The organism is Streptomyces sp. NPDC020845, assembly GCF_044334165.1.
Taxonomy (GTDB): Bacteria; Actinomycetota; Actinomycetes; order Streptomycetales; family Streptomycetaceae; genus Streptomyces.
On record NZ_JBIRSJ010000030.1, the window covers coordinates 28,433 to 43,737 of the forward strand.

A 15,305-nucleotide genomic window follows, 5' to 3' on the forward strand; every position below is an offset into this window, starting at 1 on the left:
CCTCAGTGGGCCACGGCCGCGGCGCCGTGTTCGTCGATCAGCGCGCCCGTCGTGAAACGTTCGAGGGCGAAGGGGGCGTTCAGCGGATGCGGTTCGCCCGTGGCGATGGTGTGCGCGAAGGTCCAGCCGGCGGCCGGCGTGGCCTTGAAACCCCCGGTGCCCCAGCCGCAGTTGACGTAGAGGTTGTCGATGGGGGTGGTGCCGATGATGGGGGAGGCGTCCGGCGTGACGTCGACGATGCCGCCCCAGGTCCGCAGCACATGGGCGCGGGCGAAGACGGGGAACAGCTCGACGGCGGCGGCCATCTGCTGCTCGATCACATGGAAGGAGCCGCGCTGCCCGTAGCCGTTGTAGGCGTCGACGCCCGCGCCCATCACCAGTTCGCCCTTGTGCGCCTGGGAGACGTAGACGTGCACATGGTTGGACATCACCACGGTGGGGTGCACCGGCTCGTGCAGCTCGGAGACCAGCGCTTGGAGCGGATGGGACTGGACCGGCAACCGGAAGCCGGCCTGCTGGGCCAGCACGCTGCTGTGTCCGGCGGCGGCGAGGCCGACCCGGCCGGCGAGGATGCGACCGCGGCTGGTCTCGACGCCCACGACCCGGTCGCCGTCCTTGAGGAAGCCGGTGACCTCGCACCCCTGGATCAGATCCACGCCCATCTCGTCGGCCCGGCGGGCCAGCGCCCAGGCGACGTGGTCGTGCTTGGCGATACCGGCCCGCGGCTGGAAGGTGCCGCCGAGGACCGGATACCGGGTGCGGGGCGAGACGTTGAGGATGGGGCAGACCTCGGCGACCTCGTCCGGCTCCAGCCACTGGGCGTCGACACCGTTGAGGCGGTTGGCGTTGACACGGCGCACGCCCTCGCGGACGTCCTGCAGGGTATGTGCGAGGTTGAGGACGCCGCGCTGGCTGAACAGGAAGTCGTAGTCCAGCTCATCCGGGAGCCGTTCCCACAGCTTGAGCGCGTGTTCGTAGATCGCCGCGCTCTCGTCCCACAGGTAGTTCGAGCGGATGATCGTGGTGTTGCGGGCCATGTTGCCGCCGGCCAGCCAGCCCTTCTCGAGGACGGCGGCATTGGTGATGCCGTGGTTCTTGGCGAGGTAGTAGGCGGTGGCCAGACCGTGGCCTCCGGCGCCGACGATGACGACGTCGTACGAGGAGCGCGGCTCGGGGTTGCGCCAGAGGAAGTCCGGATGCTCGGGCAGCGGCTCGGTGGGCATGCCGCATCTCCGTTCAGATCGGGATGTTCAGCTGGAGATGTTCAGCTGGGGATGTTCAGGCGGGGATGTCCAGATGGCGATAGAGCGGGAACGCGCCGGCGAGCTTGTCGACCCGGTCACGCAGCAGGCCCGCGCGCTCGTCGCTCAGCTGCTCCTCCTTGAGGGCCTGGGCGATGATGTCGGCGACCTCCCGGAACTCCGTCTCGCCGAAGCCCCGGGTGGCCAGGGCCGGGGTGCCGATCCGCAGCCCGGAGGAGATCATCGGCGGGCGGGGGTCGAACGGGACCGCGTTGCGGTTGACGGTGATGCCGATGCGGTGCAGCCGGTCCTCGGCCTGCTGCCCGTCGAGCGTGGAGTTGCGCAGGTCGACGAGGACCAGGTGGACCTCGGTGCCGCCGGTGAGCACCGTGATCCCGGCCTCGGCCACATCGTCGGCCAGCAGCCGTCCGGCGAGGATGCGGGCGCCGTCCAGGGTGCGCTGCTGGCGCTCCCTGAACTCCTCACTCGCCGCCACCTTGAAGGCCACCGCTTTCGCCGCGATGACATGCTCCAACGGGCCGCCCTGCTGACCCGGGAAGACCGCGGAGTTGATCTTCTTGGCCAGCTCGGCACGGCTGAGGATCACACCGCCGCGCGGACCGCCGAGGGTCTTGTGCGTGGTGGTCGTGACAACATCGGCGTACGGCACCGGGCTCGGGTGGAGGCCCGCGGCCACCAGCCCGGCGAAGTGGGCCATGTCCACCATCAGATACGCGCCCACCTCGTCGGCGATCCGTCGGAACGCGGCGAAGTCCAGTCGGCGGGGGTAGGCCGACCAGCCGGCGACGATCAGCTTGGGCCGGTGGGCGAGAGCGAGCTGTTCGACCTCGTCCATGTCGATGCGCAGATCGGACTCGCGCACGTGGTACGGAACGACCTTGTACAGCCGGCCGGAGTAGTTGATGCGCATGCCGTGGGTCAGGTGCCCACCGTGTGCCAGGTCGAGGCCGAGGATCGTGTCGCCGGGCTCGAGCAGCGCGAACATCGCGGCCGCGTTCGCCTGGGCGCCCGAGTGCGGCTGTACGTTCGCCGCTTCGGCGCCGAACAGTTCCTTCACCCGGGCGATGGCCAACCGCTCGACGACGTCGACGTGTTCGCAGCCACCGTAGTAGCGGCGGCCGGGGTAGCCCTCGGCGTATTTGTTCGTCAGTACCGACCCCTGGGCCTCCATGACGGCGGCCGGGGCGAAGTTCTCCGAGGCGATCATCTCCAGGGTCGACTGCTGACGGCGCAGCTCGGCGTCCACCGCCGTGGCGACATCCGGATCGAGCTCGGTGAGCGGGAGGGAGAGGGAGGAGGTGACCTTGGTGGTCGACGGGTTCGTTGCCATCTGTGCACCATCCTGAGAGCCAAACTACCGGACAACTGATAGGCAACTGATATATCAGCCTCTGCGGTAAGGTATGGGAGCTCGCCGGAGCAGGTCAAGGGGGCATCATGAAGAACGTGGCGACCGAGCCCAGGGGCGAGGAACTGTCCCTCGCCGAGCGCGCCTACCGCGCCATCCGCGACCGGCTCGTCATGCTCGAGATCCGCCCGGGCGCACCGATCAACGAGGACCAGCTGGCCCAGTCCCTCGGCGTCGGACGCACGCCGGTGCGCGAAGCGCTCAAGCGGCTCCAGTACGAGCGCCTGATCGCCACCTACCCCCGACGCGGCACCTTCGCCACCGACGTCAACATCACCGACCTGGCCCATATCTCCGAGGTGCGTCAGGAACTCGAACCCCTGGCCGCCTCCCAAGCCGCGCGGCGCGCCACGGCCACGGACCGCGCGGCCCTGACGGCCGTACGGCGGGAGCTGGAGAGCGTGGATCCGCGTCGGCAGGACGCCGCCGAGCTCATGCACCTGGATCTCTCGGTCCACCGCGCCGTCTACGCCGCCACGCACAACCCGTATCTGGAGGACACCCTCGTCCGCCACGACAACCTGGCCACCCGCATCTGGTGCCTGTTCATCGACCGCCTGTCCGACATGGCCGGCCACGTCGCAGAACACGGACCGTTGATCGACGCGATCGTCACCGGTGACCCCGACCAGGCGGCACAGCTAGCCCGCAGCCATGTCGAGGGCTTCGAGCGGGCCATTCGCGGCGCCATCTGACAGGGCGCCGTGATGCGCTGAGGCCGGCAACTCGCCTCCGAACCGGCGAGTTGGCGATGGAGCCGATGAAGCCGACGATTGCCCCGCGTCAGTGTGTGGCGCCCCGCGGATCTCCCGGGCGCAGACGGGGCCTGCCCGCCAAGGTGGTCCACAGATGCGGGGCGACATCGTCCTCGGGGAGCTGGGCGATCATGTAGCGGACGCAGCGTTCGATCTTCACCCGCCACAGGCGCGCCGCCTCGTTCCCGTCGGCGTCGCGCAGCGCGTCGTGGACGACGGTGTCCTCGTCGGCGATGGTGTCGCAGGCCTGGCTGTAGTCCATGTCCAGGACGTTGACGAACATGCGCAGACGGGCCGTGAGGCGTTCGAAGGTACCGGCGGCCTGCGGGAGGTCCGCGATACGGGCGAGGGCGTCCTGGAACCGCAGGTCTACTTCACGTATGCGGGCGTGGTCGTTGTCCCGGGCGGCGGCGCGGACCTCCGCCAGGGCCGCTGAGGCCGGGGCGAGGTTGTCGCGGCCGAGCATGGCGATACGGCGTATGAGCAGCGCTCCGAGGCTGGCCCGCAGGGCGTAGAGGTCGAGCACGTCCTTCGCCGTGATGGTGGGGATCGCGGTCGCGCCGCCGGGGAGCAGGTCGAGCATGCCCTCCTTGGCCAGCGCGTGCAGGCCCGCGCGTACACCCCGGCGCGAGAGGCCGAGGCGGAGCGCGAGCGGGGCTTCCAGGACGCGGTCACCTGGCCGGTAGTCGCCGGTGAGGAGGGTTTCGCGCAGCGTGCCGACGACGGGGTTGGTGGTGATGGGGGCGCCGGGCGACACCTCGGGCGATGTGAGCCGTGCCGCCCTGGACAGGGCGCGGTGGTCGAGGGCGTGCACATCCTCGACGTTCGAGTCACTGTCAGGCCCGCAGATGGCCGGGCTGTCGTACGACGGGCGGGGAGCCGCGATTCGGGTGAAGGGGGCCGCGGAGGGGGTCCATGTGCTCGACCAGGTCAGCAGCGCGTCTCGGAGGCGGGGAAGGTCGGGTGCGGCTTCAGGAGGGACTTGGCCATCGGCGGCGAGCAGACGACGGGCCTCGCCGGTCCACGCCTCACGGCTGGGCGCGCGGTGCCAACGCAGGCGCACAGCCGCGGCCGGGTCCGACCCGTCCAGGGTCCCGCATGCCTGTGCGGGTATGCCGTACGCCAGCAGGTGCACGCTCGTACCGGCCCCCGCGGCCGACCTCATCCGCTCCAGAAACGCGTCCATCGTGGAGTGGTCCGTCCCGGACGTGTTCTCGCTGTGCTGCCTGCCCCGCAGGTCCGCGAAGGCGCAGGCCACGGCCAGCACATGGAGCGGTTCCCGGTCCTTGCCGAACAGCCGGCTCGTGACGGTCGCCGCAGAAGTGCGGGCGGCCCCGGCTCGTCCCGCCCGGGCCGTCACCGCCAGTACGCACACCGGTGGGGCGATGAACAGGCCCACCACCTCTTCGGCACGGTCCGGCAGGGAGTACGCCCGGCGTGGCCCGGCTGAGACGCGTTCTCCCCGCTGGATGCCGTAGGTCCGCCAGATCCGGCTCACCGTGCTCTGGCTCAGACCGGTCTCAGCCGCCATGGAACGAGTCGACCAGGTCTGCCTGGCATCGGGCGAGGGCGGTGTCAGGGTACGGACGAGGACGTGCGCGACGGTGTCGTCGTCGGCAGTGGGAGGCCGCCCGGGGCGGGGCTGCTCGTCCAGGCCGGCCAGCCGTTCGGCGAGGAAGCGGGCACGCCACTTGCCGACCATGTCGCGGGAGACCCCAAGGCGCCTGGCCACGTCGCTGTTGGTGGGCTGCTCCGCGCACGCCAGCACGATCCGCGCACGCAGGGCGCGCGCCTGTGAACAGGTGCGACTGCGAGACCACTGCAGCAGTGCGGTCCGTTCGTCCTCGCTGAGGACCACGGTGTCGCGGGGGCGTCCGACCATGCCGGCAACCGTAGCCGAACTTTTGGTTCAGACGTACCCCGGCGGTCGGCGCGGCACCGGGGGCATTGTTGGCGGGCCGAGGCCTTCACATACTTCGTTGCCATCCGGTGGCCACGCCGCCGGCGTCCCCAAGAAACCGTGAGTTCGCTTCCCCGCGAGCCCGAGCCGACAACGCTCTCCGGGCAGCACTCGCGACACCGGAACCACAGTGTTCCTGGCCCGGCCCGCGACACCAAGACGCCGACCGGGTTTCCGGCACCGACGACAAGACATCAACCCCGACCCTGGAACGGACATACCCTCGCCCTGGGTACGTCCGGGAACCGCTCCCGGAGGCCGTGATGACCGTAAACGCTGGAAACAGAGTGGATGACGCGCCCCTGTCGCGCTTCCACAAGAAGCTCGCCCTGTACTCCTCCGGAGGTCCGTTCCTCGACGGCTATGTCCTGAGCATCATCGGCGTGGCCATGGTGCAGATCACGCCGCAGCTGCATCTGTCGTCCTCCGCCGAGGGCCTGATCGGCGCGTCCGCGCTGATCGGGATCTTCCTCGGTGCCTTCGTGGGCGGTTACCTCACTGACAAGTTCGGCAGGCAGGTCCTCTACACCATCGACCTTGTCGCCATCATCGGCTGCTCTGTCGCACAGTTCTGGGCCACCGATCCGGTGTGGCTGTTCGTCCTGCGTCTGCTGATCGGCATGGCGGTCGGCGCGGACTACCCCATCGCCACCTCGCTGCTGGCCGAGTTCACGCCCCGCCGCTACCGGGGGCCGCTGCTGGGCGGGTTGGTCGTCATGTGGTTCGTGGGCGCCGCGGTGGCGTACGTCGTCGGCGAGGCGCTGCTGAACGTCGGTGACGACGGCTGGCGCTGGATGCTTGCCAGTGCCGCGCTGCCCGCCACGATCATCGTGCTACTGCGACTGGGCACGCCCGAGTCCCCGCGCTGGCTGGCGAACAAGGGGCGTATCGAGGAGGCCGAGAAGGTCCTCAAGCAGGTCTACGGTCCGGAGGCGACGATCGGCGACCTGCCGGAGGAGGAAGAGCGCGAGAACGTCGACCTCAAAGCGATCATTCGGTCCGGTTACGGCGGACGGATGCTCTACATCTCCGTCTTCTGGACCTGTTCCATCGTGCCGCTGTTCGCCATCTACGCCTTCGGCCCGAAGATCCTCGGCGCCCTCAAGCTCGAGGGTTCGCTGGCCAACGTCGGGTCGGCCCTGATCACCGTCATGTTCCTCATCGGCTGTGTGATCGCGTTGCTCGGAGTGAACCGTATGGGCCGGCGCCCCCTGGTCATCCACAGCTTCGTCTGGTCGGGTCTGGCCCTGCTGCTGCTCGGTATCTTCCCCGACGCCCCCGCAGCCGTGATCATGGTCCTCTTCGCCGCGTACGCGGTCATCATCGGCGGCACCCAGATCCTGCAGTGGGTCTACCCGAACGAGCTGTTCCCGACCGAGGTACGCGGCTCCGCGGTCGGCCTGGCCTCCTCCGCCAGCCGCATCGGCGCCGCCGTCGGCACCTACCTCGTGCCCATGGCCCTGACCGACTGGGGCATCGGCGGCACCATGCTCGCGGCCGCCGCCATCAACGTCGTCGGCGCCGTCGTCTCCGTCCTGTGGGCGCCCGAGACCCGCGGCATGGCCCTGCACGAGGCCGCCGCACTGTCACCCAAGACGGAACCCGCCGGCCGCCCCGCCGCGGTCTGACCGTCGCTGTCACGACGGGCCCCCGCCCGTCCCCCATGAATTCGCAGGAGGCTATCCGTGAAAGACGTAGTGATTGTCGGAGGCGGGATCGCGGGACTGGCCGCCGGCTGGCGACTGCGGCACTGGGACACGCTTCTGCTCGAATCCGGGGGACGGGTCGGCGGGCGCATCCGTTCGGAGCGACGCGGACCGTACTGGCTCAACTGGGGCGGGCACGTCTACGCCGGTGGGAACTCGGCGACCTCGTGGCTGCTGAACAGCACCGGCGTCGACTCGGTACCGGTGCCCGGCTCGCTGGCGGGGCTGTCGATGAACGGCAAGCTGCTGCTCAAGGGCCGGGTGGAGAGCTACCCGTTCCGCATCCCGATGTCGATGGAGTCGCGGGTCGGCATGGTCAAGGCGGGTGCCAAGGTCGCGCTGCAGGTGGCTCGTTACGCCCGGATCGTGAGGCTGCGGCGGGGCGAGACCGAGGCCCAGCGACAGCAGCGGATCTACGGCTTCATGAACGACCGCTCCTTCAAGGACTTCATCGGCGACCTGCCCGAGGACGCCGAGGCGCTGTTCAAGCCCACGGTGACCCGTTCCGCCGCCGACATCGACCAGCTCTCCGCGGGCGCCGGCGTCGGCTACTTCAGCCTGGTGTGGAACATCGGGGCCGGGCTCTCGCAGAGCATCCTCGGCGGCCCGTCCACCCTCACCGAGAGCATCGCGGCGGCCCTGTCGGACCGGGTGCGGCTCAACTCGCCCGTCGACGAGATCGTCCAGAAGAACAACTCGGTCGTGGTCCGCTACCGGCAGGACGGCGTCGAGAAAGAGGCCGAGGCGCGCTACGTCGTCCTGGCCACCCCCGCGACCGTCAGCCACCGGATCGCCGTCGATCTCGACCGCGACCTCCGCGAAGCCCTGTCGAAGATCGTCTACGGCCCCTATGTGAGCGCGGCGTTCCTCAGCAACGAGACCGGACGCCAGGTCTGGGACGACGCCTACGGCATCGCCACGCCGAAGCGGTCCTTCAACGTCGCGCTCAACATGTCCAACGTCGTGCACGGTTACGCGGCGGAACGCCGGCCCGGCAGCAGCATCATGACCTTCTCGCCGGGCAGCCTGGCGCGCGAGTTGCTGGAGCACGACGACGACAAGATCCGCCGTATCTACCTCGACGACCTGGACCAGGTGCTGCCCGGCTTCGCCGACAAGGTCGTCGAGGCCGAGGTCCAGCGGTGGCCCACCGGCGCGCCCTACTGCTTCCCCGGCCGCGGCAAGCTCCAGCAGACGCTGACCCGCCGCAGCGGCCGGGTGTTCCTGGCCGGTGACTACCTCGGCACCCTCTACACCGAGACCGCGATCTCGTCCGGTCTGTCCGCGGCGCAGGAGGCACGGAGCCTGCTGGCCACGGAGCGGCAGTCCGCCGCGCGTGACCGGTCCCCGGCGCACACCGCGTCGTAAGTCCGCCACCGCGTCGTAAGTCCCCCCACCACGTCCGGAGCTCCAACAGCTTTGGGCACGGCAAACCGATGAACCCCGCATCCGCCTCCGCCGGCCGATGCCCCGCAGCTTCACCTGAGGAGACTTCAGAATGTCGGCACAGCTGAGCGGCGTCCTGACCGCACTCGCCTCCCCCTTCGCGGCGGACGGACAGCTCGATGAGAAGACACTGCGCCGCCTGGTCGACCGCAGCATCGACGGCGGGGTCGACGGCGTCGTCGCCTGTGGCTCCACCGGTGAGTTCGCGGCGATGAGCGCGGCGGAGCGGCGCCAGGTCGTCGAGACCGTTGTCGACCAGGCCGCCGGACGCGTGCCGGTCGTCGCGCAGACCGGCGCGCTGAGCACCAGGGAAGCGGTCGAGCTGTCCCGCCACGCGCAGGCGGCCGGTGCCTCGGTGCTGATGGTGGTCGCCCCGTACTACGAGCCGCTCACCCTCGACGAGACGCTCCACTACCTGCGCACCGTCGCCGACGCCGTGGACGTGCCGATCATGCTCTACAACCTGCCGGGGGCCACCGGTGTCAACCTCTCGCCGGAGACCGTAGGACAGCTCGCCCGTGAGGTCGAGAACATCCAGTACATCAAGGACACCAGCGCCGACATGGCCCAGGCCGGACAGCTGATCCACAACTACGGCGACGTCATCTCCACCTTCGTCGGCTGGGACAGCCTGCTGCTTCAGGCGGTCTCCGAGGGCGCCGCCGGCGTCATGGCCGGCACCGCGAACGTCATGCCGGCCGAACTCGTCTCGATCCACCGCGCGTTGCGCGACGGCGACCTCGACCGCGCGCGAGCCGAATGGGCGCAGATCTATCCGCTGATGGACGCGATCATGTCCGCTCCGTTCATCCCGGCGGTCAAGGCCGCCCTGAACGCCACCGGGTTCCCCGCCGGAGCGCCCCGCGAACCGCTCCTCGCACTCGACGCCGCCCAGGCCGCCAGGATCTCCACCCTGGTCGAGGAACTGCCGCAGCTGTCGGCCGCGCGCTGAGCCATGCGATTCCTCGATGAACACGACGTCCGTGCCGTGTTCGACCTCGACACCGCGATCGCCTCGCAGCGGGCGGCGTTCGTCGCTCTCGCGCGGGGCGAGGCGTGGCAGCCCGAGAAGATCCTGGGCGGCCACCCTGATGATCCCGACACCGTCTTCTGCTACGCCGCTCGCCTCGACCGCACGACCGGCCCTGTCTGCAAGTTCGGGAGCGTCAACCCCGGAAATGCGGGGACGAGTCGGCCGACCATCAACGCCGTGGTCGCCGTGCTCGACCCCCACACCGGTGTCCCCCTGACCTTCATGGACGGTACGGCGCTCACGACGTTGCGTACGGCCGCCGCGAGCGCGGTCGCGGTCGGGGCGCTGGCGAGGAAGGATGCCGCCCGTCTCCTCGTCCTGGGGGCCGGCGCTCAGGGGCGGGCGCACATCGCGGCACTACAGCGGAACAGGGCCTACGCCTGGACGGGAATGTGGTCGCCGCGCCCCTCCACGGCCCACGCTTCCGTCGGCCTTCTGCGTGAGCAGGGGTTCGACGTCGAACCGGTGGAGTCCCTGGACGACGCGATCGCGGGCGCGGACGTCGTCGTCTGCGCCACCTTGGCGACCGAGCCACTGTTCTCCGCGGCCGAGCTTTCCTCCGGTGTCACCGTCGTCACGGTCGGGTCCTTCGAACGGCACCGCTGTGAGATCGGGCCCGACATCCTCCGGGCGAGCCGCCACGTCGTTGTCGACCATGAACAGACGGCGCGGCAGAACTGCGGTCCGATCGTCAGCGCCGCGGCGCAGTCCGGCGCAGCGGAGCTGGGGGTCGTCGAACTCGGCCGTGTCCTCATCGGAGACGTGGCCGGTCGCGTCGGCGACGACGACACGGTGACGTATATGAGCGCCGGCCTGGGCGTCCAGGACGCGGCAGCGGCCTGGAGCGTCTACCGGCAGGCCGAGGCACGCGGAGTCGGCCGGAGCGTCGATTGGCCGGCCACGCCTGCGATGTCGCCGGACGTGGAAGTCCCGTGCACGCCCCGCCTCGGCCCGCCCTCATCCGGCATTCTCCCGCGACCTCACTCAAGGAGTCACTGATCATGACCACTGCCGCCGGCCTCACGACGGTCACCATTCGACGCGCAGCCGACGCATCAGCTCTGATCGCCGCAGCCGACCTCCCTCCGGCCCGGCATTTCGTCGACGGGACGTTCGTCGAGGGATCGGCCGACCGCGTCATCGACGTGGTCGACCCGTGTACGGAGAGCGTCATCGCCCGGATCCCCGAGGGCACCGCCGAGGACATCGACCGGGCGGTCGCCGCCGCGGTGGCGGCCAAGGGCCAGTGGGCCCGGCTGCTGCCCAAGGAGCGCTCCGAGCTGCTGCACGCCATCGCGGACCGGCTGGCCGCGAACGCCGGGCTCCTGAGCAAGCTGGAGTCGGCGAACACCGGTAAGCCGCTCGCGGTGTCGACGGACGACGTCGGCCAGGCCGTCGACACCTTCCGCTTCATGGCCGGTGCGCTGCGCGCGACCACCTCCATGGCCGCCGGTGACTACGCCGAGAATCACCTGTCGGTCATCCTGCGGGAACCGCTCGGCGTGATCGGTGTGGTCACCCCATGGAACTACCCCCTGCTCATGGCGGCCTGGAAGATCGCGCCCATCCTCGCCGCAGGCAACACCCTGGTCATCAAACCGTCCGAGCAGACGCCGCTGACCACCCTGAAGTTTGCCGAACTCGTCGCGGATCTTCTGCCGCCCGGCGTGCTGAACGTGGTGAACGGGTACGGCGCGGTCGTCGGCGCCCGGCTCGCCGAGCACCCGGACGTGAACATGATCGCCCTGACCGGCTCGGTCGCCAGCGGTCGGGCCGTCGCCCGGGCCGCCGCCGACAGCCTCAAGCGGGTGCACCTCGAACTCGGCGGCAAGGCACCGGTGGTGATCTTCCCTGACGCCGACCTCGCGGCAGCCGCATCGTCCCTGCGCGTCGCCGGCTTCTGGAACTCGGGCCAGGAGTGCGGGGCCGCCTGCCGCGTCCTCGTCCACGAATCGGTTGCCGCGGAGTTCGTCGAGCAACTCGTCAGCGAGGTCCGTGAGTTGGTCGTCGGTGAGCCGCTGGCCGGCGAGGACGTCGAGGTCGGCCCGATGGTCTCGAAGGCGCACTTCGACCGTGTCACGGGGTACCTGGAGCGCGCGAAGAAGGACGGCGTCCGGGTGGCGACGGGAGGCGGGGCCCTCGACGGGCCCGGCTATTTCGTCGCCCCGACCGTACTGGCCGACGTCCCCGAAGGAGCCGAAGCCGCCCACGAGGAGATCTTCGGCCCTGTGATCACGGTCGAGACCTTCACCGACGAGGACGAAGCGGTACGGCGAGCCAACGACGTCCCGCTCGGCCTGTCGGCATCGGTGTGGACCGAGAACGCCCGCCGTAGCCACGACATCGCCGCGCGCCTCGACTTCGGCACCGTCTGGGTCAACTCACATCTGGTGCTGGCCAGCGAAGTCCCCTGGGGCGGCTTCAAGGGATCCGGCTACGGCCGGGACCTGTCGATCTACGCGCTGGACGACTATGCGCGTACCAAACACGTCATGCACAACCACCGACGCTGATCCCGTAGGCCCGTAAGTCCCGGAGGTCCGGTGTGACTGTCAATGACCCCTTGATGAGTCCGTTCGTCCTGAAGAATCTGACGCTGCGCAACCGCATCGTCAGCACGTCCCACGAGCCGGCCTACAGCGAGGACGGTCTGCCCAAGGACCGCTACCGCGCCTATCACGTGGAGAAGGCCCGTGGTGGGGTCGGGCTGACCATGATCGGTGGCAGCGCTCTGGCCAGCCGGGACAGCGCACCGGCCTTCGGCAATCTCCAGCTCTGGAAGGACGAGGCGGAGCCCTGGCTGCGCCGCCTCGCCGACGAGGTCCACGAGCAGGGCGCGGCGGTGCTGACCCAGCTCACCCACCTCGGTCACCGCACCAGCAACTACACGGACAACTGGCTGCCGGCGATCTCGGCGAGCAACGTACGCGAGCCCGCGCACCGTGCGTTCACCAAGGCGGCCGAGCAGTGGGACCTCGACCGGGTGCTGCGGGATTTCGTGGCCGCCGCACAGCGCTGTCAGTCCGCGGGCCTCGACGGTATCGAGCTCATGGCCTGGGGCCACTTCCTGGACTCGTTCTGGACGCCGTTCTGGAACCACCGCGACGACGAGTACGGCGGCTCCTACGAGAACCGGATGCGCTACCCGCTGCAGGTCATCCGCGCCGTACGCGAAGCGGTCGGGCCGGACTTCATCATCGGCGCGCGCATGACCTTCGACGAGGAGCGCGAAGGCGGCCTGGAGACGCCCGAGGCCCTGCGCATCGCCGAGGACATCACCGCGGCCGGCATCGACTTCATCAGCCTCATCAAGGGCTCGATCGGCACCGACGCCGACCTGGCCCGCACCATTCCGCCGATGTCCACGCCGGCCTCTCCGCACCTGGAGTTCGCCGGGCGGATCAGGCAGAAGCTCTCCGTCCCGGTCATGCACGCCACCCGGATCAGCGATGTCGCCACCGCCCGGTACGCCATCGCGGAGGGCCTGCTCGATCTGGTCGGCATGACCAGGGCGCTGATGGCCGACCCCGAACTGCCCAACAAGGTCCGCGACGGTCGTACGGACCGGATCCGTCCGTGCGTCGGGGCCAATATGTGCATCGACGGCATCTACAGCTCAGGCGCGGCGTTCTGCATGCACAACCCGTCCACCGGCCGCGAGCTCGAGGTACCCCAGCGCATCGACCCCGCGAGCACGGTAAAGCGCGTGGCGGTGGTCGGGGCCGGACCTGCCGGCCTGGAAGCCTCCCGTGTTCTCGCGGAGCGCGGCCACGACGTGTATCTCTTCGAGGCCGGCGACAAGGTGGGCGGGCAGCTGCTGCTGGCCTCGCTGGCCCCGCGCCGTCGCGATCTCCGTGGCATCATCGACTGGAGAAACGACGAGCTCGCCCGCTTGGGCGTTCCGATCTCGTTGAACACCTACGTCACCGGCCGGACCCTTCTCGAGCAGCCATGGGACGTCGTGATCATTGCGACCGGAGGCACTCCCGCGGCACCCCGCATTCCCGGGGCCGGTCTGGTCAGCGACACCTGGGACGTACTCGCCGGGGTGAAACGGCCGCGGGGGCGGGTGATGGTCTACGACGACCACGGCGGCAACCAGGCACTCGACGCGGTGGAGGCCCTGGTCCGAGGAGGCGCCACCGTCGAGATCGTCACGCCTGAGCGAACACTCTCACCCGATGTCGGCTCGCTCACGGCATCCGGATACGTCAACTCACTGGCGGAGAGCGGAGTCACCGTCACGGTGCTTCGGCGGCTGCACGGGGTCGCCAAGACCGCGGAGGGGTTGGAGGTGGAGCTCGGCGTGGACGGCTTCGGGTTCCGTGAGCGTCGTACGTTCGATGCCGTCGTGGCGGAGATGGGCACCGATCCGGTCCATGAGCTCTATGACGAGCTGCTTGCTGCCTCGACCAACCTCGGGGCTGTTGACCTGGCCGAACTGCTGGCTCGTAAGCCTCAGTCGGTGGTGCGCAATGAGAGCGGTGCGTTCCAGCTGTTCCGCATAGGGGACGCGGTGGCCAGCAGAAATGTCCATGCCGCGATGCTGGATGCGGCCCGCCTCTGCCGAACGATCTGAGCAGTCGCCCGCGTACACCGTATCCAGGTCCTGCCCGACGCTGTCATCATGCTCGCCGGCGGCCGTCCTCCGCCGGGCGGCCGTCGAGGTCGACAAAACCGGAGGTGAGCATGAACGACAGCGACAGCGACAGCGCCATCAAGGTTGCCATCTACGGCCCAGGGCCATGGGTCTGCACATCACCAGGCTGCTCCGCGAGCGCGGGGTGCGGATCGTCGCCGCGATCACCCGGCCCGGCTCCGAGAAGGTGGGCGAGGATTTAGGCACGCTCGCGGGCCTTGCCCCGCTCGGGGTCCCTGTCCGCAGCGACGCCAAGAAGACGCTTGAAGAGACGGAACCGGACATCGTGGCCGTCGCCGTCAGTACATACCTCGACCAGGTCATGTGCGACATCTACGCGACCGTCGTCCGGGCGGGGGCCAATGTGATCACGCTGGCGGAAGAGATGCTGTACCCCTTTCCGACCGCCGGGCCACGCGCAGCACAGCTCGACGAACTCGCCAGGCGGCATGGGGTCACCGTCACAGGTACCGGACACCAGGACGCCTACTGGGTCAATCTCGTCTCCCTACTGGTGGGTTCGGCCCAGACACTGCACACGGTCGAAGGCGAACTCTCCTGGAATGTTGACGACTTCGGACCAGCCGTGGCGAAACAGCAGCAGGTCGGCCAGACGGTGGGGGAATTCAACAGCCGGCTCGCCAACGCAACCCGGAAACCCACGTTCGGCCGTACCTCGCTCTATGCCCTGGCAGCCGCCATCGGGCTGACACCAAGGCAACCCGAGACACGGACCACGCCCGTCATCGCCACGAAGACCACCCCCTGCCAGGCGCTGGGCGAGGACATCGCCGCGGGCAGGGTGCTGGGCTACACCGACACCGACACCCTGCACACCGAGGAAGACATCGACCTGATCATCAGCTCGACGGGCAAGGTGTACGACGCCGGCGAGTCGGACTTCAACGAGTGGCGCACCTCGGGGCGGCCGGCGCTGCACCTCCGTAATGACCGTGTGATCACCCCGGACACCACCTGCACCACGCTCGTCAACAGGATCCCGGATGTCATCAGGGCGGAACCGGGAATCGTGACCGTCGACCGGCTGCCACAACTCCGCTATCACGCCACCTTGGGAAGCGCGTCCCCGCGGTAG

11 protein-coding genes are annotated in these 15,305 nt (G+C 69.4%); 8 read left to right on the top strand and 3 right to left on the bottom strand.

Annotation, left to right across the window (positions count from 1 at the left end; all coding sequences use genetic code 11):
- Window positions 1–2: 2 nt before the first annotated feature.
- Together ACH4U7_RS49405 and glyA are read right to left on the bottom strand one after the other, a co-directional pair.
- Window positions 3–1,223, bottom strand: coding sequence for a sarcosine oxidase subunit beta family protein (locus ACH4U7_RS49405; protein WP_398534314.1), 1,221 nt, complete (start codon window positions 1,221–1,223; stop codon window positions 3–5).
- A 55-nt stretch (window positions 1,224–1,278) separates the two neighbouring features.
- Window positions 1,279–2,592 (bottom strand): serine hydroxymethyltransferase, encoded by a 1,314-nt coding sequence (gene glyA / locus ACH4U7_RS49410; RefSeq protein WP_398534315.1) that lies wholly within the window; start codon window positions 2,590–2,592, stop codon window positions 1,279–1,281.
- A 107-nt stretch (window positions 2,593–2,699) separates the two neighbouring features.
- On the opposite strand from glyA, the gene ACH4U7_RS49415 reads away from it, so the two are divergent.
- Entirely contained in the window at window positions 2,700–3,365 is a 666-nt protein-coding gene (locus ACH4U7_RS49415; RefSeq protein WP_398534316.1) for a GntR family transcriptional regulator, read from the top strand.
- 88 nt (window positions 3,366–3,453) lie between these two features.
- Here the strand turns inward: ACH4U7_RS49415 and ACH4U7_RS49420 are convergent, their stop codons facing one another.
- Window positions 3,454–5,307, bottom strand: a complete 1,854-nt coding sequence (locus tag ACH4U7_RS49420; RefSeq protein WP_398534317.1) for a helix-turn-helix domain-containing protein — start codon at window positions 5,305–5,307, stop codon at window positions 3,454–3,456.
- Between the two features lie 365 nt (window positions 5,308–5,672).
- Here ACH4U7_RS49420 and ACH4U7_RS49425 point away from each other — a divergent pair, with 365 nt between their 5' ends.
- From ACH4U7_RS49425 to ACH4U7_RS49455, 7 genes are all read left to right on the top strand, one after another.
- A complete protein-coding gene (locus ACH4U7_RS49425; RefSeq protein WP_398534318.1) occupies window positions 5,673–7,013 on the top strand; it encodes an MFS transporter in 1,341 nt (446 codons plus the stop codon).
- Between the two features lie 57 nt (window positions 7,014–7,070).
- Window positions 7,071–8,459: an NAD(P)/FAD-dependent oxidoreductase gene (locus ACH4U7_RS49430; RefSeq protein ID WP_398534319.1), complete on the top strand. Its 1,389-nt coding sequence runs from the start codon at window positions 7,071–7,073 to the stop codon at window positions 8,457–8,459.
- Between the two features lie 130 nt (window positions 8,460–8,589).
- Window positions 8,590–9,489, top strand: a complete 900-nt coding sequence (gene dapA / locus ACH4U7_RS49435; protein ID WP_398534320.1) for a 4-hydroxy-tetrahydrodipicolinate synthase — start codon at window positions 8,590–8,592, stop codon at window positions 9,487–9,489.
- A gap of 3 nt (window positions 9,490–9,492) precedes the next feature.
- The gene (locus tag ACH4U7_RS49440) at window positions 9,493–10,569 is read left to right on the top strand and encodes an ornithine cyclodeaminase family protein (protein WP_398534321.1); all 1,077 of its coding nucleotides are present in this window, start codon (window positions 9,493–9,495) and stop codon (window positions 10,567–10,569) included.
- A 2-nt stretch (window positions 10,570–10,571) separates the two neighbouring features.
- Entirely contained in the window at window positions 10,572–12,083 is a 1,512-nt protein-coding gene (locus ACH4U7_RS49445) for an aminobutyraldehyde dehydrogenase (RefSeq protein ID WP_398534322.1), read from the top strand.
- A 53-nt stretch (window positions 12,084–12,136) separates the two neighbouring features.
- Window positions 12,137–14,149, top strand: coding sequence for an FAD-dependent oxidoreductase (locus ACH4U7_RS49450; protein WP_398534323.1), 2,013 nt, complete (start codon window positions 12,137–12,139; stop codon window positions 14,147–14,149).
- A 166-nt stretch (window positions 14,150–14,315) separates the two neighbouring features.
- Entirely contained in the window at window positions 14,316–15,305 is a 990-nt protein-coding gene (locus tag ACH4U7_RS49455; RefSeq protein WP_398534324.1) for a dihydrodipicolinate reductase, read from the top strand.